Raw genomic sequence first — 23,190 nt, forward strand, 5'->3', positions numbered from 1 at the left:
TCGATCTGGTCTGGACCGCCACCGTACAATGTCACGTTGCCCCATGGTCAGGCGGGCGACAGCGTGTACGTCCTGCTGGAGGTGTAGAACTCCAGTGCCGCCCGGCCCTGTTCGCGCGGCCCGATGCTGGACTCCTTCGTTCCGCCGAACGGCAGGTGGAAGTCGACTCCGGTGGACGGGGCGTTGAGCCGCACCATTCCGGTGTCGAGCCGGTCAAGGCCGTCCAGGGCCGCGTTCAGGTCGGTGGTGTGGACGGAGGTGACCAGGCCGTACGGCACGGAGTTGGTGATCCGTACCGCGTGGGCGAGGTCGTCCGCGGGCAGCAGGACGGCGAGGGGGCCGAAGACCTCTTCCCGCAGCAGCGGGTGGCCCGGCGGGACCTTCTCCACCAGGGTCGGGGCCGCGTACCAGCCGGGCCGGTCGGGCACGGTTCCCCCGGCGAGCACGGACAGGCCGTGCCGGGTGTCGACTGCCCGGTCCCGGGCGCGCTCGTCGATGAGCGGACCGCACACGGTCGCCGGGTCGGCCGGATCGCCCACCGGCACGGCCCTCAGCGCGTCGGCCAGGGCCGTGCGCAGGGGGTCGAGTGCCGCGCCCACGGCGATGACGCGGCTCGTGGCCGTGCACTTCTGGCCCGCGTATCCCGCGACGGCCGCGGCGATGTGCGCGGCGGCCCGCACGATGTCCGCGTCCGGCAGGACGATCGCCGCGTTCAGGCCGCCCATCTCCGCCTGGACCGGGACGCCGCGGGCCGTCGCGCTGCGGGCGACGGCCCTGCCGACGACGGTCGAACCGGTGAAGGAGACCACGTCGGCGGCGGAGACGAGCGCGTTCCCCTCCGTGGCGCCGCCCGGCACGACCGTGAACACGCCTTCGGGCAGGGCCCGTTGGACGATCTCGGCCAGGCGCAGACCGCACGCCGTGGCCTCGGGCGCGGGCTTGAGGACGACCGCGTTGCCCGCCGCGAGCGCCGGAGCCGCCTTCCAACTCGGAATGGCGAAGGGGAAGTTCCACGGGGTGATCAGCCCTGCCACGCCGTGCGGACGGCGCCGGGAGAGCAGGAGGCCGGGGCCCGACGCGGCCTCGTGGACGGCGCCGACGGGCTCGTAGGGAGCCTGGGCGTAGTAGCGCCAGATCGCGACGGCGCGCGCCACCTCGGCCCGCGCTTCGGCGAGCGGCTTGCCTACTTCGCGCACGGCGATCGCGGCCAACTCCTCGCGTACGGCGTGGAGTTCGTCGGCCACCGTCCCGAGGGCGGCCGAGCGGGCCGCGGCCCCGCAGGACAGCCAGTCCGGCTGGGCGGTGTGGGCCCGCTCCACGGCGCCGACCGTCTCGAAGGCGCCGGGGGACGGAATCCGCAGGAGCACGTCGGCGGGGTCGGCCGGGTTGTGCGAGGTGATGAGGGGTCCGACGGCGGTCACAGGAGGAAGCCTCCGGGGAAGGGGTCGTCCGGGTCGAGGAAGTACTGGGCGGTGCCGGTGATCCAGGCGCGTCCGGTGACGGTCGGCACGACGGCGGGCAGGCCTGCCACGGTGGTCTCCTCGACCAGGCGGCCCGTGAACCGGGTGCCGATGAAGGACTCGTTGACGAAGTCGCTGCCGAGGGGCAACTGTCCGCGCGCGTGCAGCTGAGCCATGCGGGCCGAGGTGCCGGTGCCGCACGGGGAGCGGTCGAACCAGCCGGGGTGGATGGCCATCGCGTGCCGCGAGTGGGCGGCGTCGGAGCCGGGAGCGGCCAGGTAGACGTGTTTGACGCCGGCGACCTCCGGGCGCTCCGGGTGCACGGGCCGCTCGGGCGAGGCGTTGATGGCGTCCATGATCGAGAGCCCCGCGGCGAGGAGTTCGTCCTTGTGCGCGCGGTCGAACGGCAGCCCCAGCGCGTCGAGTTCGACGAAGGCGTAGAAGTTGCCGCCGAAGGTGAGGTCGTAGGTGACCGTGCCGTGTCCGGGCACGGACACCTTGCTGTCGAGGGCGACGCGGAACGCCGGCACGTTGGTCAGCGTGACCGCCGTGGCCGCGCCGTCCGACACCTGGACCTCGACGCTCACGAGCCCCGCGGGGGTGTCGAGCCGGACCGTGGTGACCGGCTCCGTCACGGGCACCATGCCCGTCTCGACCAGGACCGTGGCGACCCCGATGGTGCCGTGCCCGCACATCGGGAGCAGCCCGGAGACCTCGATGAACAGGACCCCGCAGTCGGCGTCCGGGCGCGTGGGCGGCTGGAGGATCGCGCCGCTCATCGCGGCGTGGCCGCGGGGCTCGTACATCAGGAGCGTCCGGAGATGGTCCATGTGCTCGATGAAGTGCAGCCGCCGCTCGGCCATGGTGGCGCCGGGGACGACCCCCACGCCACCGGTGATCACACGTGTGGGCATGCCCTCGGTGTGGGAGTCGACGGCGTGGAAGACATGTCGCGTACGCACGCGCTTCCTCTCGGTCGGTGGTTGTGCGGTCCTGGTGGCCGGTGTGGGCGGGCGGTCAGCGGTGGCCGTCGGCGACGGCCTTCTCGGTGGCGGCGCGCACGCCCGCGTCGATCTCGCCGACGAGCGGGAAGCGCGGCGGGCGGGTGGGGCCGCCCCGGCGTCCGACGAGGTCCATGGAGAGCTTGATGGACTGGACGAACTCCGTCTTGGAGTCCCAACGCAGCAGCGGGTGAAGGGACTTGTAGAGCGGCAGCGCCGTCGCCATGTCGCCGGAGACGGCCGCGTGGTACAGCTGCGCGCAGCTGGCGGGGAACGCGTTGGAGTAGCCGGCGATCCAGCCGACGGCACCGGCCAGGGCGAGTTCGAGCAGGACGTCGTCGGCGCCGATCAACAGGTCGAGCTCCGGGGCGAGTTCGGCGATCTCGTAGGCCCTGCGGACGTCGCCGGAGAACTCCTTCACGGCGACGACGCCGCCGTCGCCGTGCAGCGCGGCGAGCAGCTCGGGCGTGAGGTCGACCTTGGTGTCGATGGGGTTGTTGTACGCGACGACCGGCACGCCGACGCGGGCCACCTCGGCATAGTGGGCGCGGACGGCCGACGCGTCGGCGCGGTAGGCGTTCGGGGGCAGCAGGAGCACCGAGCCGCAGCCCGCTTCGGCGGCCTGCTCGGCCCAGCGCCGGGCCTCGCCGCTGCCGTAGGCGGAGACGCCGGGCATGACCCGCGCGCCGTCGCCCGCGGCCTCGACGGCGGTCCGCACGACGCGGGTCCGCTCCTCGTCGGTGAGGGTCTGGTACTCGCCGAGCGAGCCGTTGGGCACGACACCGTCGCAGCCGTTGTCGAGCAGCCAGCGGACATGCTCGGCGTAGGCGTCGTGGTCGACGGACAGGTCGTCGCGCAGGGGCAGGACGGTGGCGACCATGATGCCGCGCCAAGGGCGGGCGCTGTTCCAGGTGTTGGCGGTGTTGGTGGTGTTGGTGGTATTGGCGGTCATGTCGGAGCGACCTCTCTCTTGAGTATGTGACATCTCACTTACGTGGCGAGGGTGCCGTCGGAGCCATCAGAGACATCGGGGCCACTGAAGGCACCGGGACCACTGGAGGCACCGGGACCGCTGGAGGCACCGGGGTCGTCGAGCGCCGCCAGCGCGGCGAGGGGGACGGGGGTGGCGAGCGGACGCCGCTCCGGCGAAGGGCGACCGCCATCGCCGCCCGACGCCAGGCAGTGCACGGCCGCGCCGCACATCCGGCCCTGGCACCAGCCCATCCCGGCCCGGGTGAGCAGCTTGACGCTGCGGGCGTCGCGCGCGCCGAGGTCCTCGACGGCCTCCCTGACCCGCCCGGCGGTGACCTCCTCGCAGCGGCACACGTCGGTGTCGTCCGTGAGCCAGCGCGTCCACCCGGGGCCGGGCGCGTGGGCGGCGGTCATGGCGTCGGCGAAGGCGCGCATCCGCCGTCTGCGGCCCGCGAGATCACGCATCCGGCCGCGCCGTACGGTCCGGCCCAGGATCCGGGAGGCCACCGCGAGCCCCGCCAACTCACCCTCGGTTCGGGCGAGTTCGACGCCACCCACCCCCCCGGTCTCGCCCGCGGCCCACATCCCGCGCACCGAGGTCTCCTGCAGGCCGCTCAGGGCCAGGGCCCTCGTGCCGTCCGACAGGGAGCGCGTGGCGCAGCCCAGCGCGGTCGCCAGGTCGATCTGCGGGACGAGGCCGTGCCCGACGGCGAGCGCGTCGCACTCGACGCGGCGCCCCGACCCCCGTACGGGGCGCCAGTCGCGGTCGAGGCGCGTGACCGTGACGGCCTCCACGCGGTCGGTGCCGTGCACCTCGGTGACCGCGCTGCGCTGCCGCAGGGGCACCCGGTGGCGCAGCAGCGCGGCACCGTGGGTGAGGGCCTCGACCGCCTTGTGCGGGTTGGCGACGAGGGTCCGCGGGTGCCGCCCGTAGCGCAGATAGCCGGACGCCTCGACGACGGCCGGCACCTGGGCACCCGCGGCGGCCAGCGAGGAGGCGACCGCCAGGAGGAGGGGACCGCTCCCTGCCACGACGATGCGACGTCCGGGCAGGACCAGGCCCGACTTGAGCATGGCCTGAACGCCTCCGGCGCCCACGACGCCGGGCAACGTCCAGCCGGGGAAGGGGAGTTGACGTTCGTACGCGCCGGTCGCGAGAAGGACGGCGCGGGCGCGCACGAGGACGGGGCGTTCGCCGCCGCCGTCGGGGCCGGTGAGGGCGTGCACCGCCCAGAGCCCGTCCCCCGCCTCACCTCCCCCGCCCGCCCCGCCCTTTGTCACGCTCCACACGTGGTGCGCGGGGAGGTGTCTCACCTCGCTCTGTTCGAGGCGCCGGCGCAGGGTGGCGTACGCGGACCAGTCGTGGTGCAGGGCTTCGGGCCGGGTCGCGCCCGCCGCGGGTGCGGGGTGCCGGTAGAACTGACCGCCGGTGTGGCTCGCGGTGTCCAACAGGGCGACGGACAGGCCGAGTTCGGCGGCCGTGACGGATCCGGCGAGTCCGGCGGGGCCCGCGCCGATCACCGCGAGGTCGTACGGCTCGGCCGCGCCGCGACCGTGCGGTTCAGACGGCGAGTCCGGCACGGCCGTGTCCTTCCTGCGTGGTGACGGTGTCCCCCGGCCCGGCCGGGACGAGACAGGCCCTGCGGTTGGGCTCGCCGTTGATCGTGGCGAGGCAGTCGAAGCAGTGCCCGATCCCGCAGAACGCGCCGCGCGGGCGCCCGCCGTCGCGCGTGGTGCGCCAGGCCAGGATTCCGGCCGCCCACAGCGCGGCGGCGACGGTCTGGCCGGGCAGTGCGGTCACGGTGCGGCCGTCGAAGGTGAGGGAGAACGGCGGACCGGGCTGAGCGCCGACCAGGTCGGCTGGGGTACGGGCCATGGACGGGCCCCTCTCCTGTCGTGACGGATGGACTCGGGCGCGTGCGCTCGGGCGGGCGGACTCAGGCGTGCAGGCTCGGTGGGGGCGGACTCGGTGGGGCGGACTCGCGGGGCGGACTCGGGCTGGTGCGCCCGAGGGGAGGGCGGACTCAGGCGGTCCCGGCCGCGGGGAAGCGTTCCGGTCTGAACGGGCCGATGTCGAGGGGCGGTTCACCGCCGGTCAGGGTGCGGGCGACGGCGAGACCGGTGACGGGAGCGAGCCCGACGCCCGCGCCCTCGTGTCCGCAGGCGTGCAGCAAACCGGGGACGCGCGGGTCGGGGCCGATGGCGGGCAGGTGGTCGGGGAGATAGGGCCGGAAACCGGCGTACGTACGTATGACCCGCACCCCGGCGAGCACCGGGAACAGCGCTGCGGCCTGGGCCGCGAGGCGCCTCAGCACCTCGGTCGAGAGCGTGCGGTCGAAGCCGACCCGCTCCCTGCTGGCGCCGATGAGGACCGGCCCCGCGGGGGTGCCCTCCACCACGGCCGAACTCTGCAGCGCGGCGGACCCGCTGGCCACGTCGGCGACGTAGTCGGCCGCGTACACCTTGCGGCGCACCACGCGCGGCAGCGGTTCGGTGACCAGGACGAAGCCCCGCCGCGGCCGCACGGGAAGTTCCACCCCGGCGAGGCGGGCGACCTCGCCGCCCCAGGTGCCCGCCGCGTTCACGACGTACGGGGCGCGGTGTTCCCCGGTGGCCGTCCGCACTCCGCGGATCTCGCCGGACGCCCCGGTCAGCAGGCCGGTGACCTCCTCGCCGACGCGGAGGCGGACGCGGTCGCCGCCCGCGCGCAGCAGGTGCGCCGCGGCGAGCGCGGGCATGACCTGGGCGTCCTGGGGGTAGTGGAAGCCGCCCGCGAGGCCGTGGGCGAGGTGGGGCTCCAGGTCGTGCAGGCGGTCGGCCGGGATCTCGTCCGCCGTGACGCCCGCCTTGCGCTGCCCGGCCGCGAACTCCCGCAGGGCGCCGAACCCGGCCTCGTCGGAGGCGACGACCAGGCCCCCTTTGGGTTCGTACTCGATGTCCGGCGGGAGTTCGCCGGCGAGGTCCTGCCACAACCGGGCGGATATCAGGGCCAGTTCGAGCTCGGGGCCCGGCTCCTTGTCGGAGAGCAGGAGGTTGCCCTCGCCCGCTCCCGTCGTGCCGCCCGCCACGGGGCCGCGGTCGAGCACGGTGACGCGGAGGCCGGACCGGGCGGCGTAGTGGGCGCAGGCCGCGCCCGTCACGCCCGCCCCGATGACGATGACGTCCGCGGAGTTCGCTGTCAGCACGTCAGTAATATTTCACATGGCACTCGTGCTGCCAAGAGCCCGCGATCAACGGCCTATTCGAAGGCGCCGCCGGTGGCGAAGACCCGCTCGGCGAAGCGTTCGCCGATGCGGCGGTGGGTCGCCGCGTCCGGGTGGATCCCGTCGGGCAGCGGGAGTTCGGCGGAGTCCGCGGCGCCGTAGAGGTCGCGGCCGTCGAGGTGGTGCAGGTTCGGGTCATCGGCCGACCGCTGCTTCACGACCCGCGCCAGCTCCTCCCGGACGACGTTCAACGTGAGCTTTCCGCCCGCGAGTTCGGCGGGGTCGCCCATGGCCTTGAACAGCACCCGCCCCTCGCCGAGGTTGCTGAAGTCCGGGGCGCTGGGCCCGGGGGTGTCCTCGTGGATCGGGCACAGGATCGGCGAGACGACGACGAGCGGGGCGGTGGGGTGCCCCTCGCGGACGGTGTCGAGAAATCCGTGCACCGCCGGACCGAGGGCGCGCAGCCGCATCAGGTCGGCATTGACCAGATTGATGCCGATCTTGACGCTGATCAAGTCCGCGGGGGTGTCCCGCAACGCGCGCGCGGTGAACGGGTCGAGCAGAGCGCTGCCGCCGAAGCCGAGGTTGATCAGCTCCACGCCGCCGAGCGAGGCGGCGAGCGCGGGCCACGTCGTGGTGGGGCTCGCGGCGTCGGAACCGTGGCTGATCGAACTGCCGTGGTGCAGCCACACCTTGCGGCCCGGGTCCGGCGCCGGCTCGACGGGGGCGTCGGTCCGCAGGGCGACGAGTTCGGTCCGCTCGTTGTGCGGCAGCCAGATCTCGACGTCCTTGACGCCGTCGGGCAGATCGGTGAAGCGCAGCGTGCCGGGCTGCCCCGCGGTGTGCTCGAAGGTCCCCTTGGTCATGTCGATGACCAAGGTGTGGCCGCCCGTCGCGCTCGCCCGGCCGGCCACGCGGCCGTCGACGAGCAGTTCGTACACGCCGTCGGGGCGGGGCGGAGCACCCACGTAGGAGCGCTTGGTGGGCAGCGTGTCCAGCTCGACGGCGGTGGCGCCGGTGCGGAAGGCCAGTCGTACGCCGGACGGTTGGGCCTCGGCCATGGCCAGCTGCGGGTCGGTGTTCTGGGCGCGGGCCCACGCGGGCAGCCGGTGCGGCAGCACGCCGTGTTCGGTGTGCTCCACGTCCAGGGCGCCGCGCAGCAGGTCGACGGTTATCGGTGTATTGATCCAGTGGTGCTCGGTATGCATTGCCTCAACCTGTTGATCCAAGAGTGGAGTGGGCGCCCTGAAAGGGGCGCGGGAATTACGCGACCGGCCACGACCGACCCGCAGACGAACGGCGCCGCCAACACCGCGTTCAGGCAGGCCAGTTCCTCAGCACCGCGTCCAACGCGTCGATGACGCGCGTCCAGGTCTCCTGCGTGTCCGGGGCGCTGTGGCTGAAACTGCCGCCCAGTTCCAGGCTGACGTAGCCGTGGAAGACGCTGCCGAGGAGGCGGACCGCGTGCGTCTGGTCCGGCTCGGTCAGGTCGTAGCCGCGCAGGATCGCCCGCGTCATCTCCGCGTGCCTGCCGCCCGCGCTGGCGGCGGCCGCCTCCGGAGTGAGCCGCATCTGGGTCGCGGCATAACGGCCGGGGTGCTCTTGGGCGTAGTCCCGGTAGACGTTCGCCAGGGCGGCGAGGGCGTCCTTGCCTGCCCGCCCCGCGAGCGCGTCGGCACCCCGGTCGGCGAGTTCCGCGAGGGCCAGCAGGGCGATCCCGGTCTTGAGGTCCTGGGAGTTCTTGACGTGCGAGTACAGGCTCGCGACCTTCACGTCGAACTGCCGGGCGAGCGCCGAGACGGTCACCTGGTCGAAGCCGACCTCGTCGGCCAGCTCCGCTCCCGCCCTGACCAGTCGTTCCCTGGTCAGCCCTACACGCACCATGACGTTCCCCTTCCTCGGCATCACCGATGATGCAGTTACCTAAATGCTTTAGGCAAATCGGCATGCCTTTAAGGGGCCACAGTGCGCGTGGGTCAGGCCTCCGCGGGCGCCGCCGCCTCCGGCGCGGTCACGGCGCACACCAGCGCGTCGTCCCGTACGTCCGCGACGATCGTGTCGCCCGGGTTCGCCTCGCCGCTCAGCAGCAGGCTCGCGATCCGGTTGTCCAGCTCCGACTGGATGGTGCGGCGCAGCGGCCGCGCCCCGAACTCGGGCTGGTGGCCGTGGGCGACGAGCAGCTTCTTCGCCGCCTCCGTCACTTCCAGCGTCATCCCCTGGGCGTGGACGCGCCGCTTGCTGCCCTCCAGGAGGAGGTCGACGATCTCGCCCAGGTCGTCCTGAGTCAGGCCGTGGAAGATGACGGTCTCGTCGATGCGGTTGAGGAACTCGGGCGGGAAGCGGCCCTGCAGGTCGCCCATGAGGTCGCCCTTGATCTCTGAGACGTCTCCGTGGTGGGCGAGGATGCGCTGGGCGCCGATGTTGGACGTCATGATGATGACGGTGTTGCGGAAGTCGACGGTGCGGCCCTGCGAGTCCGTCAGGCGCCCGTCGTCCAGGACCTGGAGCAGGGTGTTGAAGACGTCCGGGTGGGCCTTTTCCACCTCGTCGAAGAGCAGCACGCTGTAGGGCTGCCTGCGCACCTTCTCGGTCAGCTGCCCGGCCTCCTCGTGACCGACGTATCCGGGCGGAGCGCCGACGAGACGTGAGACCGTGTGCTTCTCCTGGAACTCGCTCATGTCGAAGCGGACCATCCGCCCTTCGTCGCCGAAGAGCAACTCGGCCAGCGCCTTGGCCAGTTCGGTCTTGCCCACGCCCGTCGGACCCAGGAAGAGGAAGGAGCCGACGGGCCGGTTCGGGTCGCCCATGCCGGCCCGGCTGCGGCGCACCGCCTCGGCGATGGCGACGACCGCCTCGTCCTGCCCGACCACTCTGGAGTGCAGCGCCTCCTCCAGCTTGAGGAGCTTGCCCTTCTCGCTCTCGGTGAGCTGGGCCACCGGGATGCCGGTGCGCCGGGCGACGATCTCGGCGATGTCGCCGGCGGTGACGTCCATGACGCCCTCGCGGCGTTCGGTGACCCCGGCGAGCTCGGCCTCGGTCTCGGCGATCTGCCTCTTCACCTCGGAGGCCCGCTCGAAGTCCTCGGCGGCGACGGCCTGTTCCTTCTCGCGGTTCAGCTTGGCGATCCGGTCCTCACGGGAGACGACCTCCGTGGATCTGCCCAGGGACCTGAGGCGGACCCGGGCGCCCGCCTGGTCCACCAGGTCGATGGCCTTGTCGGGCAGGAAGCGGTCGCCGATGTAGCGGTCCGACAGTTCGGCGGCGGCGACCAGTGCGTCGTCGGCGAAGCGGACCTGGTGGTGGGCCTCGTACGCGTCCCTGAGGCCCTCCAGGATCAGGACGGTCTCCTCGACGCTCGGCTCGGGCACCATGACCGGCTGGAAACGGCGCTCCAGGGCGGCGTCCTTCTCGATGTACCTGCGGTACTCGTCGATGGTGGTCGCCCCGACCACGTGCAACTCGCCCCGCGCGAGCGCCGGTTTGAGCATGTTGCCCGCGTCCATCGCGCCCTCGCCCGAGGCCCCGGCGCCCACGACCGTGTGCAGTTCGTCGATGAACAGGATCGTGGAGTCCCCGGCCTGCCCCACCTCGTCGATGACCTTCTTCAGACGCTCCTCGAACTGGCCCCGGTACTGGGCGCCCGCGACGAGTCCCGACAGGTCGAGGCCGATCACGCGCTTGCCCTGGAGGGAGCGCGGCACCTCACCGGCCACGATCCGCTGGGCGAGCCCTTCGACGATCGCCGTCTTGCCGACGCCGGGCTCGCCGATGAGGACCGGGTTGTTCTTCGAGCGCCGGGAGAGGATCTCGACGGTCTGCTCGATCTCCTCCGCGCGCCCGACGACCGGGTCCAGCCTGCCCGCCCGCGCCTCCTCGGTCAGGTCGCGCCCGTACTCGTCGAGGGTGGGTGTGGTGCTCTCGCGCTCCGGCTGCGCGCCGTCGGCGCGGGCCGCGTGGTCGGCGGCGCCCCGCAGCTCGCCGACGTCGGTGCCGTACGCGCCCAGGGTCTTCGCCGCGCCGGAGTCGGGGGTGTCGAGGAGGGCGGCGAGGATGTGCTCCTGGCCGACGTAGGACACCCCGGCGGCCTGCGCGCGTTCGAACGCCTTGAGCAGGACGCGCTTGGCGGCAGGCGTCATCCGCGGATCGGCGGACGGGGTGGCGCTCTCGCCGGGCAGCGCCCCCGCGAGCTCCTTGGCCAGCCGGTCGGGGTCGGCGCCCGCCTTCACGAGCAGCGTGCGCGCGGGATCGACCTGGGTGGCCGCCCACAGCAGGTGCTCGGTGTCCAGGTCCCTGCTGCCGTCGTCCACGGCGCGCGCCGTGGCCGCCTCGATGAGCTCGCGCGCCGAGTCGGTCAGCAGCCGCCCGATCGGCACCCGCTGGACCTGCGGCGGGGAGGACGCGGGGGACATGCCGAAGAACCGGTCCAGCATCTCGGAGAACGGGTCCGGGCCGCCGAAGGACCCGAAGGAGGGCATGGTCATCGAAGCCGTCCTGAGGTGGGGGAAGGGGTGGGGACGGGTCCCGACGGCCCCGTTCCCCTGGCCCTCAGTGGACCAACAGCCCCCTGGGCCCGCAATGCGGCCCCGGGCGGCACCCCCGCCGAACGGGTGACGCGGCGCCCTTTCCGTCACCTCGGCTTCGCGGTGAGCCGCTTCTCGAACCAGTGGTGGGCGTACGGCTCGTCGTTGAAGGCGGCGACCTCCTGGAAGCCGCAGGAGTGGTACAGGCCGCGCGCCGCGCTCAGCGCCTTGTTGGTGTCCAGGCGCAGGACGTCGCGCCCGTGCTCCAGGGCGCGTGCCTCCAGCTCGGCCAGGAACCGGCGGCCGAGGCCCAGGCCCCGCGCGTCGGGCGCGACCCACATGCGCTTGATCTCGGCCGGGGCGTCGGGCGGCAGCTTGAGCCCGGCGCAGCCGACGGGCTCGCCGTGGACCCTCGCGACCAGGAACAGGCCGTGCGGCGGGCGCAGTCCGCCCGCGTCGGGCAGCAGACTCCGGGCGGGGTCGAAGCCGGTGTCGAAGGCGCCCTGGAGTTCGGTGAAGTAGGACCGCAGGCAGTGCAGCGCGTCGGGGTGGTCGGGGTCGACGGCCTCCAGGGTGACCATCGCCGCCGTGAGCAGCCGCTCGACCTCGGCCATGGCGGCGACGAGGCGGGCGCGCCGGGCGGTGTCGAGGGGGTGCAGGAGGGAGCTCGCGAGTTCGTCGCTGCGGTCGTCGAGCAGGGCGCGCTCCGCGCGCCCCGCCTCGGTGAGGCGGACCGTGCGGACCCGCCGGTCCTCGGGCAGCGGTTCGACCGTCACCAGGCCGTCGGACTCCAGGGCGCGCAGGAGGCGGCTGACGTAGCCGGAGTCGAGACCGAGGCGCTCGCGCAGGCGGCGCACGTCCTGCCCCCGCTCGCCGATCTCCCACAGCAGCCGGGCCTCGCCGACGGGGCGGTCGCCGCCGAGGTAGCGGTCGTGGAGCACGCCCACGCGTTCGGTGACGGTGCGGTTGAACCTTCGTACCTGGTCGATCTGCCCGGCATCCATTCCCTGACCCGTTCCTCTGACTCCAGTCAGAGAATTCTAGTCGAGGGAGGGATGCCGGGCCGGCGGATCGAGCGGGCCGAACCGCACGGGGCGGCTCGGGTCAGGGCAGCGTGATGTACCCGGGGGCGGGCAGGCGCGGCGCCGTGGCGGGCTCGTGGATGTCGGCGAGGGCCATGAAGAGCAGGGCCACGGCGAGGGCGCCGGGGTCCGGGACGCCGAGGGCGTGGTCCCCGACGTAGCTGGCGCGGCCTCGCCGGGGCCGCAGGGAAGCGGTGGCGAGGGCGCCGCGGATGGCGGCCTGTGCGGCTTCGGTGAGCGGCGCATCGGAGTCGGCTTCCCCGGTGGCCGCGGCGAGCGATTCGGCGGCGGGCGCGAGCGCGTCGACCAGCGTGCAGTCCCCGGGCTCGGCCCCGCCCACGCGGTGGATGGCGGCGTGCCCGGCCGCCGCCGCCTCGGCGAGCGCGGCGACCGACGGGGCCGAGCCGTCCGCGGGCGACGCGGCGGCCAGGTGCTGGAAGAGGAGGCCGAACAGCGGGCCGCTGGTACCGCCGACATCGTTGAGGAACGCCGAGGCGAGCGCGGCCGTGCCGTCCATGCCGCTCTCGTCGGCCAGCTTCACCGCGCGCCGTACGCCGCCGGCGAGGTTGTCGCCGAAGTCGCCGTCGCCGACGAGCTGGTCGAGCTTGGTGAGGTTGTCGCGGACCTGCGTGACGGTGAGCGCGTACCGGTCGAGGAGGGCGCGGTCCCCGCCCGAACGCGGCGCTCCGGCCGGGGAGTTCACGGTCTCCCGCGCGGCCGGCGCGGGCAGGTCGGGGGCGTGGGTGGGGCGGGGCAGCACGAGCGGGGTCCGGCTGGGGGCGGTCCACAGGTCGGCCCAGCCGTCCTCGAGCCGGGTGAGGGTGAGCGAGAAGCCCGCCATGTCCAGGGCCGCGGTGAAGGTGCCGGGGACGACGAACACCGGCCGGATGCCGCGGGCGGTGAGCTCGTCGTTCAGCAGGGTGCCGATGGCGTGGAGCTCCAACTCGGTGGTGGCGCCGAGGCCGTTGACGAGGGCGAGCACCTCGTCGGGCCCGTCGGGCAGGGCGTCGAGCAGGTCGTCGGTCATGCGCCGGACCAGGTCGCCGACGGCGGGCCGCGCGATGGTGCGGGTGCCGCGCTCGCCGTGGATGCCGACGCCGTAGTCCAGCGTGCCCTCGTCCAGCGCGAACGCCGGGGCCAGCGTCGTCGGCGAGGTCTGGGCGCGGGCGGCGACCGCGATGCTGCGCGAGCGGGCCACGATCCGCCGCCCCAGGTCGGCGAGTTCCGCCAGCGTCGCGCCCCGGTCGGCGGCCGCGCCCAGGAGCTTTTCGAGGACCACCGTGGCGGCGGTCCCCCTGCGTCCCGTCGCGCTGTCCGCGCTGTCCGTGGCGAGGTCGTCGTCGACCAGGACCGTGGCGACGTCGATCCCGTCGTGGCGCAGCCGCTCCGCCGCGATCTGGAAGTTGATCACGTCGCCCGTGTAGTTCTTGACGATGAGCAGGACGCCGCCGCTCTTGGCCGCCGCCGCGCTCGCCTCGTAGATCTGGCGGTTGTGCGGGGAGGCGAAGACCTCGCCGGGGCAGACGGCGTCCAGGCCGCCGCGGCCGAGGAGCCCGGTGTGCAGGGGCTCGTGGCCGGAGCCGCCGCCCGAGACCAGGGCGACCGTGCGGGCCGGGTCCGCGTCGCGCGCCCGCAGGTACAGGGGGCTGCTGTTCACCTCGATCATGCCGGAGTGCGCCAGGGCGAGCCCTCGGGCTGCGTTCAGAACGGGGTCGGTCTCCGGCAGGAAGTGGCTCATCGGGCGATTCTCCGTAGCTGTGCGACTCATGGATGTGTACGACGAGTGGGCAGGTACCGCGACTGGCCTGGGCGTCCGGCGCCGCCCGGTGGCGACCGCCCGTGTCCCGTGGCGACCGCCCGTGTCCCGTGGCGACCGCCCGTGTCCCGTGGCGGCCACCTGTGCCCGGCGGCAACCGCCGGTGTCTCATGGCGGCCGCCCATGTCCGGCCCGCGTGAAGGCGCGGGCCGTCCATCCCGCTCACCGACCGGCACCGCCGAGTGCCGATCGCGCCGGGTGGCGAGGCGCCCACCATGGCCGCCCACCCGCCCACAAGGTCGGCACCACCCGCTACCGGCACTCTCCCGTTCCGGTCCCGGGCGGCGTGTGCGAGGCTGACACCCTGCCCCGGCCCGGGCGGGGATCCGCGAAGGGCACGCGGCGCTCTTCGTACGACGATCCCGACTTTGCGAGGTCTTTACAGTTGCTGGACGCGCGACGCGAGGACCTCGGACGGATGCTGCGCGCCTGGCGCATGGCCAGGGACCCCCGCCTGCTGGACGACCCCGTCCCCTTCCGCGGCCACCGGAGCTACCTCACCCAGCTCGACATGGCGCTGCTGCTCGGCGTCTCCGAACGCTGGTACCGCGCGCTGGAGCGGGGCGAGGACCGCAAGTACGCGCGCGACATGATCGCCGGGGTGGCGCGGATCCTGGACCTCTCCCCGGGGCAGGCGACCGCCCTCTACCGCGGCACGGGCCACCAGCCGCCCCGGCACCGCGCGGACGGCGTCCGCCCCGACGCCGCGATGCTGGATCTGCTGCACCAGCAGCGCAGGGTGAGCTGGATCTGCGACCAGGCCTGGGACGTGGTGGAGGCCAACGCCGTGGCGGCGCGCCACTGCCCCTGGCTCGTCCGTCCGGAGGCGAACGCCATGACCTGGGCGTTCTCGGCCGACGCCCGGTATCAGCTGCGCGAGTGGGACACGAAGTGGGCCGCCCCGCTGCTCGGCCGGCTGCGTCTGGCCTGGCAGCGCTGGCCGGACAACGAGCGCCTCGACGAGGTGGTGCGGACCGTGCGGCGCGAGCCGGGGGTCGCCGAGCTGTGGGACGCCACCGCCGACGTCGGGGGCGCCCCGGGCGACGACGCCGCACGCCCGATGTTCTTCCCGCTGGTCGCGCCCGACCCCGTGGACGTGCGCGTGGCGACGTACAGCCGCTTCGGGGACACGGCGCTGCGCTGGTTCGTCCTCACGCCGGTGGACCCGGCCGTCACCTTCCCGTGAGCGCCCGCGGGGTGAGGGCGTCGTCGCGCTCCTCCCCCTGGCTCCGCTTCCCGCGCCGGGCACGCAGGACCAGCAGGACGACGCCGACGACGGCGCCCGCCCCGGCGTACCCGATGACCATGTCCGTCTCGACGGGCGACTCGCTGATGTGGGCGACACCCTCCCGCGACACCCAGACACGGTCACCGGTGACGTCGCTCGTCCCCTCGCCCTCCTCGTCCCACACCCCGTCCTCGGGTACGCCCTCGATGGCGCCGCGCACGGTCCGGCCCGCCGGATCCTTCCAGGCGAAGTCGTCGAGCTCACGTCCGTCGGTGACCGTCGCCCAGTAACCGGCCCGGTAGGCGTGCGTGGCGACGAGCGCATGGCGCAGCGGGACGGCGAAGGCGACCAGGGCCGCCGTCCACAGCAGGACCGCCGTCACCGTGGCGGACCTGCTCGCGCGCCGCACGTCCTTCACCGGTCCTCCGGTCCCTGCCGCACGGCGAAGGCCCGGGTGAAGGTCTCCACGGCGGCGGCGACGACGGCCCGGAGCTCCTCGTCGGGGACCGTACGGGTACCGAGGACGGAGCGGCCCTCGATCGGTCCGGTGAGCAGGGCCACGAACTGCTCGGCGGCGCGCACCGGGTCGGCCAGGCGCAGCCGGCCCGCGAGCGCGAGCCGGGCGAGACGGTCGGCGAGGGCCTGCGAGAGGCGGTCCGGGCCACTGCCCCAGATCTCCTCGACGAGGTCGGGGAACCGCGAGATCTCCGCGTGCAGCAGGCGCCGCAGCGCCCAGGCGTCGTCGCCGGCGTAGCAGAGCAGGAGGCGGTATCCGACGTCCTCCAGCGCCCGTGCCAGATCTTCCGTGCCGCTACCGAGGCTCGCGACCACGGCGAGGCTCTTCGCGCCGGCCCGCTCGGCGGCGACGCGCATGGCGTCCTTGAACAGGCCTTCCTTGCCGTCGAAGTGGTTGTACACCGTCGGCTTGGCGACACCGGCCTCACCGGCGATGGACTCCACGCACGCCTTGCCGTACCCCTCTCTGGCGAACACGACGAACGCCGCGTCGAGGATCGCCTGCCGCTTGTCGATGCGTCCGCGCGACGCCCTGCGGCCGCCGGTGGTGGTGAGCTGCGCTTCGGTCACACGAGCACCCTACCTCGGCCAACCAACCGATTGAACCAATCAGTTCACTTCATCTACCTCGCTGGTTGTGTCTTACTGATTAGGTCACTAGGTTGAACCGCCTAGTTCAATTCCTGCTCGCGTGCGACTGGAGAGACCTATGACGCAGACACGCAGTGATCGCCTCGACCGGGGCCTGTTACAGCTGATCGTCGTGCTCCTGATGGGCGGCCTCATGGGCCTGCTCGACGGCACGATCGTGAACGTGGGAATCGGCACCCTGGGCGACCGCTTCGACCGTTCCCTCAGCACGGTCGGCTGGGTCGCGACCGGCTACCTCCTCGCGGTCACGCTCGCCATCCCCTTCACCGCGTGGGCCGTCGACCGCCTCGGCGGCAGGAAGATGTGGCTGATCGGCCTCGCCCTCTTCACCCTCGGCTCGCTCGCCTCCGGCCTCGCCTGGAACATCGAGAGCCTCATCGCCTTCCGGGTGGTCCAGGGGTTCGGCGGCGGCATGCTCGACCCGATCATGCTCACCCTGCTCGCCCGCGTCGCGGGACCGGAGCGCGTGGGCCGGGTCATGGGCCTGATGGGCATCGTGATCCCGCTCGGCCCCGTCCTCGGCCCCGTCCTGGGCGGCCTCATCATCGAGGGCCTCGACTGGCGCTGGATGTTCCTGGTGAACATCCCGATCGGCGTGCTGGCCTTCGCGCTCTCCCTGCGCACCGTGCCGGCCGACCCGCCCAGGAGCGAGCGGTCGAGCACCCCGCTCGACGTCGTCGGACTCGCGCTGCTCGGCCCGGCCTTCGCCGTCCTCACCTTCGCGCTCTCCCGGGCCGGCGAGGACGCGGGGTTCGGCAGCGCCCCGGTGATCGTGGCGCTCGCCCTGGGCGCCGTCCTGCTCGTCGGCTACGGCGCGCACGCCGTGCGGGTCGGCGCCAAGGCCCTGATCAGCCTCGGCCTGTTCCGCAGCCGCGGCTTCTCCGCCAGCGTCACGGTCATGGGGCTCACCGGCGTCATGCTCTTCTCGATGCTGTTCCTCGTCCCCCTCTACCAGCAGGAGGTCCGCGGCCACGGCGTCCTCGCGGCCGGGCTGCTGCTCGCCCCGCTCGGTGTCGGCTCCTTCCTCGCCATGCCGGTGGCCGGCCGCCTCGGCGACAGGGTCGGGGCCAAGCGGCTCGTCCCGTTCGGCGCCCTCGTCATCACCCTGAGCTCGCTGGCGTACACCCGGGCGGGGGCCGACACCAGTGAAGTCCTGCTGGGCGTCTGCGCGTTCACCACCGGTGTGGGCCTCGGCTTCATCGGCGCTCCCACCATGGGCTCGCTGTACCGGACGCTGCCGGGCGAGTCCGTCGCGCAGGGCACGTCGGCGCTCTACATCATCAACCAGCTCGGCGCCTCGCTCGGCATCGCCGTCGTCGCCCTGCTGCTGCAGCGCCGGGCCGACAGCGGCCACGGCCCGGTGGAGTCCTTCCAGGGCGCCTCCTGGTGGGTGTTCGGGGCGGCCCTCGCCGTACTGATCGCCGGTTGGTTCCTGCCGGGCAGGCCCGAGGGCGCCGGAACCGGTGCCGGGCGGCGGGACCTGCCGGGCGAAGTCCCCGCCCAGGAGCGACCACGCGACATGGTGGCCGACTGAACCGGGCGGGTGGACAGGGACGGTTCAGGCCGACAGACCGGCGAGCCAGTCGGTCAGGAGCCGGTTGACCTCGGCAGGGCGCTCCTGCTGGATCCAGTGGCCGCAGCCGTCGAGGAGGTGCGAGGAGCGCAGGCCCGGCAGGGTGGCGGGGAAGGCCTCGATCGCGTCGGCGAGCCAGGTGGTGGAGGCGTCCAGGGCGCCGCCGACGAACAGGGAGGGCTGGGTGATCGGGGCGCCCGCGTAGCGGGGGGTGAGGTCCTCCCAGTCCCGGTCCATGTTCCGGTAGCGGTTGAGCGCGCCGGTCAGGCCGGTCCGCTCGAACTCCCCCGCGTAGACGTCGAGATCGGCCGCGTCGAGCCAGGAGGGCAGGCGGCCCTCGGGGAAGCGGTCCCGCAGCGTCCCGCCCGGTCCGGTGAAGTGCGGGTCGGGGGCGTCGGGCCCCGGCATGGTGTCGGCGGACAGGGCGGCGTAGAAACCGGCGAGCCAGCCGCGCACGTCGGGCTCGATCTCGGCCTCGGCCCTGCCGGGCTCCTGGAAGTAGGACACGTAGAACTCCCCTGCCCCGCCCGCGCCCTGGGCCATCCCCGCGAACACCTCGCTCGGACGCGGCCCGCCGGGCGGCGTGTAGGGGACGCTCAGCAGGGCGGTGGCGCCGAACACGTCCGGTCTGACGAGCGCGGAGTGCGCGGCGATGGTCGCGCCCCAGTCGTGGCCCACGATCACCGCGGTCTCCTCGCCGAGCGCCCGCACCACGGCGACGTTGTCCTCGACGAGGTCGAGCATCCGGTAGGCCGCCACGTCGCCGGGCCGGGAGGAGCGTCCGTAGCCGCGTACGTCGACGGCGACCGCCCGGTACCCGGCCGCGGCCAGGGCGGGCAGCTGGTGGCGCCAGGAGTACCAGGACTCGGGGAAGCCGTGCACCAGCAGGACCAGCCGCCCCTCGCCCTGTTCCACGAGGTGGATACGGCCCGCGGGCGAGGGGATCAGACGGTGTGTGCGGTCTTCGGGGGTGGTGGGGGTGGATGGGATCGGGGACATGGACCCTCCTCGTGCACCGGGGCGGCACTCTTCTTGGGTCCCGAGCGTGCGGCCAGGCTGCCGAACGGGTCGATCTCTGTTGCCACTTCGGCAAATCGGGGCCCGGTCGTCACCCCGAGGTCAGGACATCCACCAGGACCCGCACATGTCCGTGCGGAAGGTCCTTGGTGGCCGTCAGGAGCGTGAGGCGGCCCGCGCGGGCCAGGTCCCTGAGGCGGTCCAGTTCCGCGGCGCGGCCGTCGTCCGCGAGCTCCTGGCGGTAGCGCTCGGCGAACTCGTCGAAGCGGGCGGGATCGTGGTCGTACCAGCGGCGCAGTTCGTTCGAGGGGGCCACGTCCTTGTCCCACGCGTCGAGCCCGGCCCGTTCCTTGGAGACGCCGCGCGGCCACAGCCGGTCGACCAGGACGCGGGCGCCGTCGTCCGGTGCGGCGGCGTCGTAGACGCGCTTGACCTGAATGTCGAGGGAACGACTTGTCGTCATGCCCGTATTCTCCGCCGGATCCGCACGCCCCGTCCGGCGGGCCCGTGTGACCCGTTCGGACGAGCAGCGCGGGCCGCGGCCCGCGCGCCCTGTTGCAGTGAGGCCATGACGGGACGGATCGGCAGGATCGACCGGCGGTGGTTCGAACGGGTGGCGGCCGCGCGGCTGCCCGGCGCGGAACAGGTGCTGCCGCCGCTGAGCTCCGCGGCGAACCACGGCCGCCTGTGGTTCGCCTCGGCCGCGCTGCTCGCGGTGGCCGGCGGGCCCGCGGCGCGGCGTGCGGCGCTCCGCGGTGCCGGTGCCCTCGCGCTGGCCTCGCTGACCACCAACGCGTTCGCGAAGTACGCCGTACGGCGCCGGCGGCCCGTGCTCGACGCGGTGCCCCTGGTGCGGCGCCTGGGCGAGCCGCCGTGGACGCCGTCGTTCCCGTCCGGGCACGCGGCGTCGGCCGCGGCGTTCGCCACCGGGGTGGCCCTGGAGGCGCCCCGCTACGGCGCCCTGGTCGCGCCGGTGGCCGCGGCCGTGGCCTTCTCGCGGGTGTACGTGGGCGTGCACTATCCCGGCGACATCCTCGCGGGGTGCGCGCTCGGGGCGGCCGCCGCCGCGCTCACCTGCTACTGGTGGCCGCCGCGCCCCGCGCCCGCCCGGGACGAGAGGACCTGGGCGAAGGCGCCCGCGCTGCCCGACGGCGAGGGCCTGTTCGTGGTCGTCAACTCCGGCTCGGGCAAGGGCGTCCCGGAGCTCCTGCCGCCCCGGGAGTACCTGGCGCAGCTCCTGCCCAAGGCCGAGATCGTCCTGCACGGCCCCGGCGACGACCTCGGCGAGCTCCTGGACGAGGCGGTGGCGCGGGCCGCCGAGGCGGGCGGGGTGCTCGGGGTCTGCGGCGGCGACGGCACGGTGAACGCCGCCGCCCGGCGCGCCGCCGCGGCCGGGCTGCCCCTCGCGGTGTTCCCGGGCGGCACCCTCAACCACTTCGCCCTGGACGTGGGCGCGGCCACCTTCGAGGACACCGCGTACGCCGTGCGGCGCGGCGAGGCCGTGCGGGTCGACCTGGCGCGGGTCAGGGACGGCGAGGGCGAGGACGTCACCGGCTTCGTCAACACCTTCAGCATCGGGCTCTATCCGGAACTGGTGCGCAGGCGCGAGCGGTTGGAGGGGCGCATCGGCAAGTGGCCCGCGGCCGCCGTGGCGCTGGCCGCCGTTCTGCGGACCGCGTCGCCGCTGCGGATCAGACTCGACGGCCACGACCGCGTCCTGTGGCTGCTCTTCACGGGCAACGGCCGCTATCTGCCGGACGGCCTCGCCCCCTCCCACCGGCCCCGGCTGGCCGAGGGGCTCCTCGACGTGCGCACGGTCGACGCGCAGGCTCCGCTGGCCCGCACCCGGCTCGCGCTCTCCGCCCTGACCGGGACGCTGCGGCGCTCCCGGGTCTTCCACACCGAGCGCGTCGAACAGCTGCGGATCAGCGGCCTGGAGGACGTGGCCGATCTCGCGTACGACGGGGAGACCGCGCCCGCGCCGGACACGCTGCTCCTGGACAAGCGGCAGGCCGCGCTGACCGTCTACAGCCCGGTCGTGCCGCAGGACGAGTTCGCGCAGTGGGCCGCGGTGGCCGAGTACCGTAGGGTCCGGAAATGATCGCCGCGGAGCTCGCGGTGCACCGCATGGCCGGCGACGGCGAGAGGGACGAGCCCGAGGCGACCGCCGCGCTGGCCCTTGCCGCGTGCGGGGACTTCACCACGTTCCAACCGGCGGCGCGGAACTGCCGCTCCAGCTCCTGCACGATCGTGAAGTTGCCGCGGACCGGGCCGTCCAGGCGCTGGAGGTCGCAGTGGACGACGAAGGTGAGGTTGTCCAGCTGCTCCTCGTCCGCCGCCTCGGGCGTGTCCCCGACGGCCAGTTCCAGACGTTCGCGGCGCGCGACGGCGCGTACATCCGCGAGCGCTTCCTCGGCACCGACCCGGCGCCGCGGCCGCCGGCCGACCGGCTCACCGACGCACAGCTGGAAGAGATCGTCTGCGCCTCGCGCGGCGGCCACGAGCCGCGCGAGGTGTACGCCGCCTACCGCGCCGCCGTGGAGCACGAGGGCGCGCCGACCGTCGTCCTCGTCCAGACGGTCAAGGGCTGGACGCTCGGCCCCGGCTTCGAGCCCCGCAACGCCAACCACCAGATGAAGAAGCTCTCGGGCAAGGAGTTCCGCGCCATGCGGGACCTGCTCGAACTCCCCATCACCGACAGCGCGTTGAACGACGACCTGGTGCCCTACGCCCACCCCGGCGAGGACTCCCCCGAGGTCGCCCACCTGCGCGAGCAGCGCGCCGCGCTCACGAAGGGCTCGGGCAGCCAGGAGATCGCGACGACCATGGCGTTCGTACGCCTGGTCAAGGACCTGATGCGGGACAAAAGGACCTGATGCGGGACAAGGAGGCGGGCGGGCGCCGGGTGCCGATCGCCCCGGACGATGCCCCAACTCCTCTGCCACAAGGAGGCGAAGGACGGTCAGGTCCTCAACGAGGGCATCACGGAGGCCGGTTCGCTCGCCTCACTGACGGCGGCGTCGACCTCGTACGCGACACGCGCCGAGCCGATGACCCCCTTCTCCGTCTCTTACTCGATGTCCGGCCGGCAGCGGACGGCCGATCAGTTCTGGGCCCTCGGCGACCAGTTGGGCCGCGGCTTGGTCGTCGGCGCGCCGGCGGGGCGCACCACGATGACGGGCGAGGGCCTCGTGCCCGACCAGATCCGGCCGTGGGTCGAGCAGGACCGGACGTCCGTCGGCACGGACGGCCACGGCCTCTCCGACAGCCGCGAGAACGCCCGCCGCCACTTCGGCGTGGACGCCCCCTCGGTCACGGTCGCCGCCCTGGCCGCCCTGGCACGGCGCGGCGAGATCAGGCCGGAGACGGTACGGGTGGCCGCCGCGCGCCACGGCCTCTGGGGCGCGCACCGCGACAGCCTCCGGGAACGGCGCGCGGCGGCCCCCTTGCGCCCGCCGCGCGCCGTTCACTTCAATGCGGCGTATGGCAGCCCGTCGCACCCCCTCGCAGCAGCACGAACTCCCTTCCGGCGCAGGGCTGCCGCCGACCGCGTGGGCGGTGCTCGGGCTGCTCTCCTTCCCCGGGGAGCGCACCGGGTACGAGCTCAAGAAGTGGGCCGACGCCTCGCTGCGCTTCTTCTACTGGTCGCCCGCCATCAGCCAGATCTACGCCGAACTGCGCCGCCTGGAGGGCCTCGGGTACGCCACGTCGCGGCGCTCGGGGCCCGACGAGCCCCGCACCAAGCGGTCGTACGCGATCACCGACGAGGGCCGCGCCGCGCTCGCCGCCTGGGCGGGCGGCGGCCAGGACGCGGGACCGCCCGTCCTGAAGCACCCACTGCTGCTGCGGGTCTGGCTCGGGCACCTGACGGCGCCGGACCATCTGCGGGCGCTGGTCGCGGAACACGTCGCGCGGACCAGGGGCGAGCTGAAGGAGGTGCGGGACGCGCTCGCGCGGGCGGACGGCGCGGAGGCCTGGGCCCACCCCCAGGTCGCGCTGCGCTGGAGCGAGCGGCGCCTGGCGGCTGAGGTGGAGCTGGCCGAGGCGATGCTCGACGACCTCGCGGACCTCGACGGCCGTGACGACGCCAGCCGTCAACCCGGAGAGGACTCGCCCACCCCAGGGTGAAGCGGCTCGCCGCGGTGGCGCAC

At 73.8% G+C, this 23,190-nt stretch carries 19 protein-coding genes and 2 pseudogenes; 5 read left to right on the forward strand and 16 right to left on the reverse strand.

The genetic code is table 11. The features are described from left to right. Positions 1 to 47: 47 nt before the first annotated feature. The 12 genes and pseudogenes from ACZ4D5_RS15945 to ACZ4D5_RS16000 all read right to left on the reverse strand — a co-directional run. Positions 48 to 1,421: an aldehyde dehydrogenase family protein gene (locus ACZ4D5_RS15945; protein ID WP_467772953.1), complete on the reverse strand. Its 1,374-nt coding sequence runs from the start codon at positions 1,419 to 1,421 to the stop codon at positions 48 to 50. Continuing rightward, the gene (locus tag ACZ4D5_RS15950; protein WP_467772954.1) at positions 1,418 to 2,422 is read right to left on the reverse strand and encodes a proline racemase family protein; all 1,005 of its coding nucleotides are present in this window, start codon (positions 2,420 to 2,422) and stop codon (positions 1,418 to 1,420) included. The genes ACZ4D5_RS15945 and ACZ4D5_RS15950 overlap by 4 nt, the downstream gene beginning before the upstream one ends. A 55-nt stretch (positions 2,423 to 2,477) precedes the next feature. Next, positions 2,478 to 3,413, reverse strand: coding sequence for a dihydrodipicolinate synthase family protein (locus ACZ4D5_RS15955; RefSeq protein ID WP_467772955.1), 936 nt, complete (start codon positions 3,411 to 3,413; stop codon positions 2,478 to 2,480). 38 nt (positions 3,414 to 3,451) lie between these two features. Continuing rightward, positions 3,452 to 5,014: an FAD-dependent oxidoreductase gene (locus ACZ4D5_RS15960; protein ID WP_467772956.1), complete on the reverse strand. Its 1,563-nt coding sequence runs from the start codon at positions 5,012 to 5,014 to the stop codon at positions 3,452 to 3,454. After that, on the reverse strand, positions 4,995 to 5,309 hold the full coding sequence (locus tag ACZ4D5_RS15965; protein WP_467772957.1) for a (2Fe-2S)-binding protein: 315 nt from the start codon (positions 5,307 to 5,309) through the stop codon (positions 4,995 to 4,997). Before ACZ4D5_RS15965 ends, ACZ4D5_RS15960 begins: the two co-directional genes overlap by 20 nt. Before the next feature lie 148 nt (positions 5,310 to 5,457). Beyond that, positions 5,458 to 6,618 carry an NAD(P)/FAD-dependent oxidoreductase gene (locus ACZ4D5_RS15970; protein ID WP_467772958.1) on the reverse strand — a complete coding sequence of 387 codons (1,161 nt, stop codon included), beginning with the start codon at positions 6,616 to 6,618 and terminating at the stop codon, positions 5,458 to 5,460. A gap of 53 nt (positions 6,619 to 6,671) precedes the next feature. Continuing rightward, positions 6,672 to 7,844 carry a GDSL-type esterase/lipase family protein gene (locus tag ACZ4D5_RS15975; RefSeq protein WP_467772959.1) on the reverse strand — a complete coding sequence of 391 codons (1,173 nt, stop codon included), beginning with the start codon at positions 7,842 to 7,844 and terminating at the stop codon, positions 6,672 to 6,674. 109 nt (positions 7,845 to 7,953) lie between these two features. Continuing rightward, positions 7,954 to 8,520 (reverse strand): TetR/AcrR family transcriptional regulator, encoded by a 567-nt coding sequence (locus tag ACZ4D5_RS15980; protein WP_467772960.1) that lies wholly within the window; start codon positions 8,518 to 8,520, stop codon positions 7,954 to 7,956. 92 nt (positions 8,521 to 8,612) lie between these two features. Then, on the reverse strand, positions 8,613 to 11,117 hold the full coding sequence (locus tag ACZ4D5_RS15985) for an ATP-dependent Clp protease ATP-binding subunit (RefSeq protein WP_467772961.1): 2,505 nt from the start codon (positions 11,115 to 11,117) through the stop codon (positions 8,613 to 8,615). Between the two features lie 146 nt (positions 11,118 to 11,263). After that, positions 11,264 to 12,160 (reverse strand): bifunctional helix-turn-helix transcriptional regulator/GNAT family N-acetyltransferase, encoded by an 897-nt coding sequence (locus tag ACZ4D5_RS15990; RefSeq protein WP_467772962.1) that lies wholly within the window; start codon positions 12,158 to 12,160, stop codon positions 11,264 to 11,266. 100 nt (positions 12,161 to 12,260) lie between these two features. Then, entirely contained in the window at positions 12,261 to 12,998 is a 738-nt protein-coding gene (locus ACZ4D5_RS15995; protein WP_467773039.1) for a DAK2 domain-containing protein, read from the reverse strand. Positions 12,999 to 13,001: 3 nt separating this feature from the next. Continuing rightward, a pseudogene (locus ACZ4D5_RS16000) lies at positions 13,002 to 13,976 on the reverse strand (dihydroxyacetone kinase subunit DhaK); the annotation flags it as partial. Between the two features lie 463 nt (positions 13,977 to 14,439). Here ACZ4D5_RS16000 and ACZ4D5_RS16005 point away from each other — a divergent pair. Next, the gene (locus ACZ4D5_RS16005) at positions 14,440 to 15,240 is read left to right on the forward strand and encodes a helix-turn-helix domain-containing protein (protein WP_467772963.1); all 801 of its coding nucleotides are present in this window, start codon (positions 14,440 to 14,442) and stop codon (positions 15,238 to 15,240) included. Here ACZ4D5_RS16005 and ACZ4D5_RS16010 read toward each other — a convergent pair. Together ACZ4D5_RS16010 and ACZ4D5_RS16015 are read right to left on the reverse strand one after the other, a co-directional pair. Next, positions 15,227 to 15,700 carry a hypothetical protein gene (locus ACZ4D5_RS16010; protein WP_467772964.1) on the reverse strand — a complete coding sequence of 158 codons (474 nt, stop codon included), beginning with the start codon at positions 15,698 to 15,700 and terminating at the stop codon, positions 15,227 to 15,229. The genes ACZ4D5_RS16005 and ACZ4D5_RS16010 overlap by 14 nt on opposite strands. Continuing rightward, on the reverse strand, positions 15,697 to 16,368 hold the full coding sequence (locus ACZ4D5_RS16015) for a TetR/AcrR family transcriptional regulator (RefSeq protein WP_467772965.1): 672 nt from the start codon (positions 16,366 to 16,368) through the stop codon (positions 15,697 to 15,699). Before ACZ4D5_RS16015 ends, ACZ4D5_RS16010 begins: the two co-directional genes overlap by 4 nt. Before the next feature lie 139 nt (positions 16,369 to 16,507). Here ACZ4D5_RS16015 and ACZ4D5_RS16020 point away from each other — a divergent pair, with 139 nt between their 5' ends. Further along, positions 16,508 to 17,983: a DHA2 family efflux MFS transporter permease subunit gene (locus ACZ4D5_RS16020; protein ID WP_467772966.1), complete on the forward strand. Its 1,476-nt coding sequence runs from the start codon at positions 16,508 to 16,510 to the stop codon at positions 17,981 to 17,983. A gap of 24 nt (positions 17,984 to 18,007) precedes the next feature. On the opposite strand, the gene ACZ4D5_RS16025 is transcribed toward ACZ4D5_RS16020, so the two are convergent. Together ACZ4D5_RS16025 and ACZ4D5_RS16030 are read right to left on the reverse strand one after the other, a co-directional pair. Continuing rightward, on the reverse strand, positions 18,008 to 19,021 hold the full coding sequence (locus ACZ4D5_RS16025; protein WP_467772967.1) for an alpha/beta fold hydrolase: 1,014 nt from the start codon (positions 19,019 to 19,021) through the stop codon (positions 18,008 to 18,010). Between the two features lie 109 nt (positions 19,022 to 19,130). Further along, complete coding sequence (locus ACZ4D5_RS16030; RefSeq protein ID WP_467772968.1) at positions 19,131 to 19,502, reverse strand: DUF488 domain-containing protein; 372 nt, start codon at positions 19,500 to 19,502, stop codon at positions 19,131 to 19,133. Positions 19,503 to 19,607: 105 nt separating this feature from the next. On the opposite strand from ACZ4D5_RS16030, the gene ACZ4D5_RS16035 reads away from it, so the two are divergent. The 3 genes and pseudogenes from ACZ4D5_RS16035 to ACZ4D5_RS16045 all read left to right on the forward strand — a co-directional run bounded on the left by ACZ4D5_RS16035 (position 19,608) and on the right by ACZ4D5_RS16045 (position 23,167). Continuing rightward, on the forward strand, positions 19,608 to 21,140 hold the full coding sequence (locus ACZ4D5_RS16035; protein WP_467772969.1) for a phosphatase PAP2 family protein: 1,533 nt from the start codon (positions 19,608 to 19,610) through the stop codon (positions 21,138 to 21,140). A gap of 32 nt (positions 21,141 to 21,172) precedes the next feature. Next, positions 21,173 to 22,437 (forward strand): annotated as a pseudogene (locus ACZ4D5_RS16040) (hypothetical protein); the annotation flags it as partial. A gap of 85 nt (positions 22,438 to 22,522) precedes the next feature. Then, positions 22,523 to 23,167, forward strand: a complete 645-nt coding sequence (locus ACZ4D5_RS16045) for a helix-turn-helix transcriptional regulator (protein WP_467772970.1) — start codon at positions 22,523 to 22,525, stop codon at positions 23,165 to 23,167. The last annotated feature ends 23 nt before the right edge of the window (positions 23,168 to 23,190 follow it).

The sequence above is a fragment of the Streptomyces sp. NPDC025651 genome (assembly GCF_055558735.1).

Coding starts and splice junctions, on each gene's coding strand:
- ACZ4D5_RS15980 (WP_467772960.1), bottom strand. CDS start 8,520: ATGGTGCGTGTAGGGCTGACCAGGGAACGACTGGTCAGGGCGGGAGCG.
- ACZ4D5_RS15990 (WP_467772962.1), bottom strand. CDS start 12,160: ATGGATGCCGGGCAGATCGACCAGGTACGAAGGTTCAACCGCACCGTC.
- ACZ4D5_RS15975 (WP_467772959.1), bottom strand. CDS start 7,844: ATGCATACCGAGCACCACTGGATCAATACACCGATAACCGTCGACCTG.
- ACZ4D5_RS16035 (WP_467772969.1), top strand. CDS start 19,608: ATGACGGGACGGATCGGCAGGATCGACCGGCGGTGGTTCGAACGGGTG.
- ACZ4D5_RS15985 (WP_467772961.1), bottom strand. CDS start 11,117: ATGACCATGCCCTCCTTCGGGTCCTTCGGCGGCCCGGACCCGTTCTCC.
- ACZ4D5_RS16045 (WP_467772970.1), top strand. CDS start 22,523: ATGGCAGCCCGTCGCACCCCCTCGCAGCAGCACGAACTCCCTTCCGGC.
- ACZ4D5_RS15955 (WP_467772955.1), bottom strand. CDS start 3,413: ATGACCGCCAATACCACCAACACCACCAACACCGCCAACACCTGGAAC.
- ACZ4D5_RS15965 (WP_467772957.1), bottom strand. CDS start 5,309: ATGGCCCGTACCCCAGCCGACCTGGTCGGCGCTCAGCCCGGTCCGCCG.
- ACZ4D5_RS16020 (WP_467772966.1), top strand. CDS start 16,508: ATGACGCAGACACGCAGTGATCGCCTCGACCGGGGCCTGTTACAGCTG.
- ACZ4D5_RS16030 (WP_467772968.1), bottom strand. CDS start 19,502: ATGACGACAAGTCGTTCCCTCGACATTCAGGTCAAGCGCGTCTACGAC.
- ACZ4D5_RS16025 (WP_467772967.1), bottom strand. CDS start 19,021: ATGTCCCCGATCCCATCCACCCCCACCACCCCCGAAGACCGCACACAC.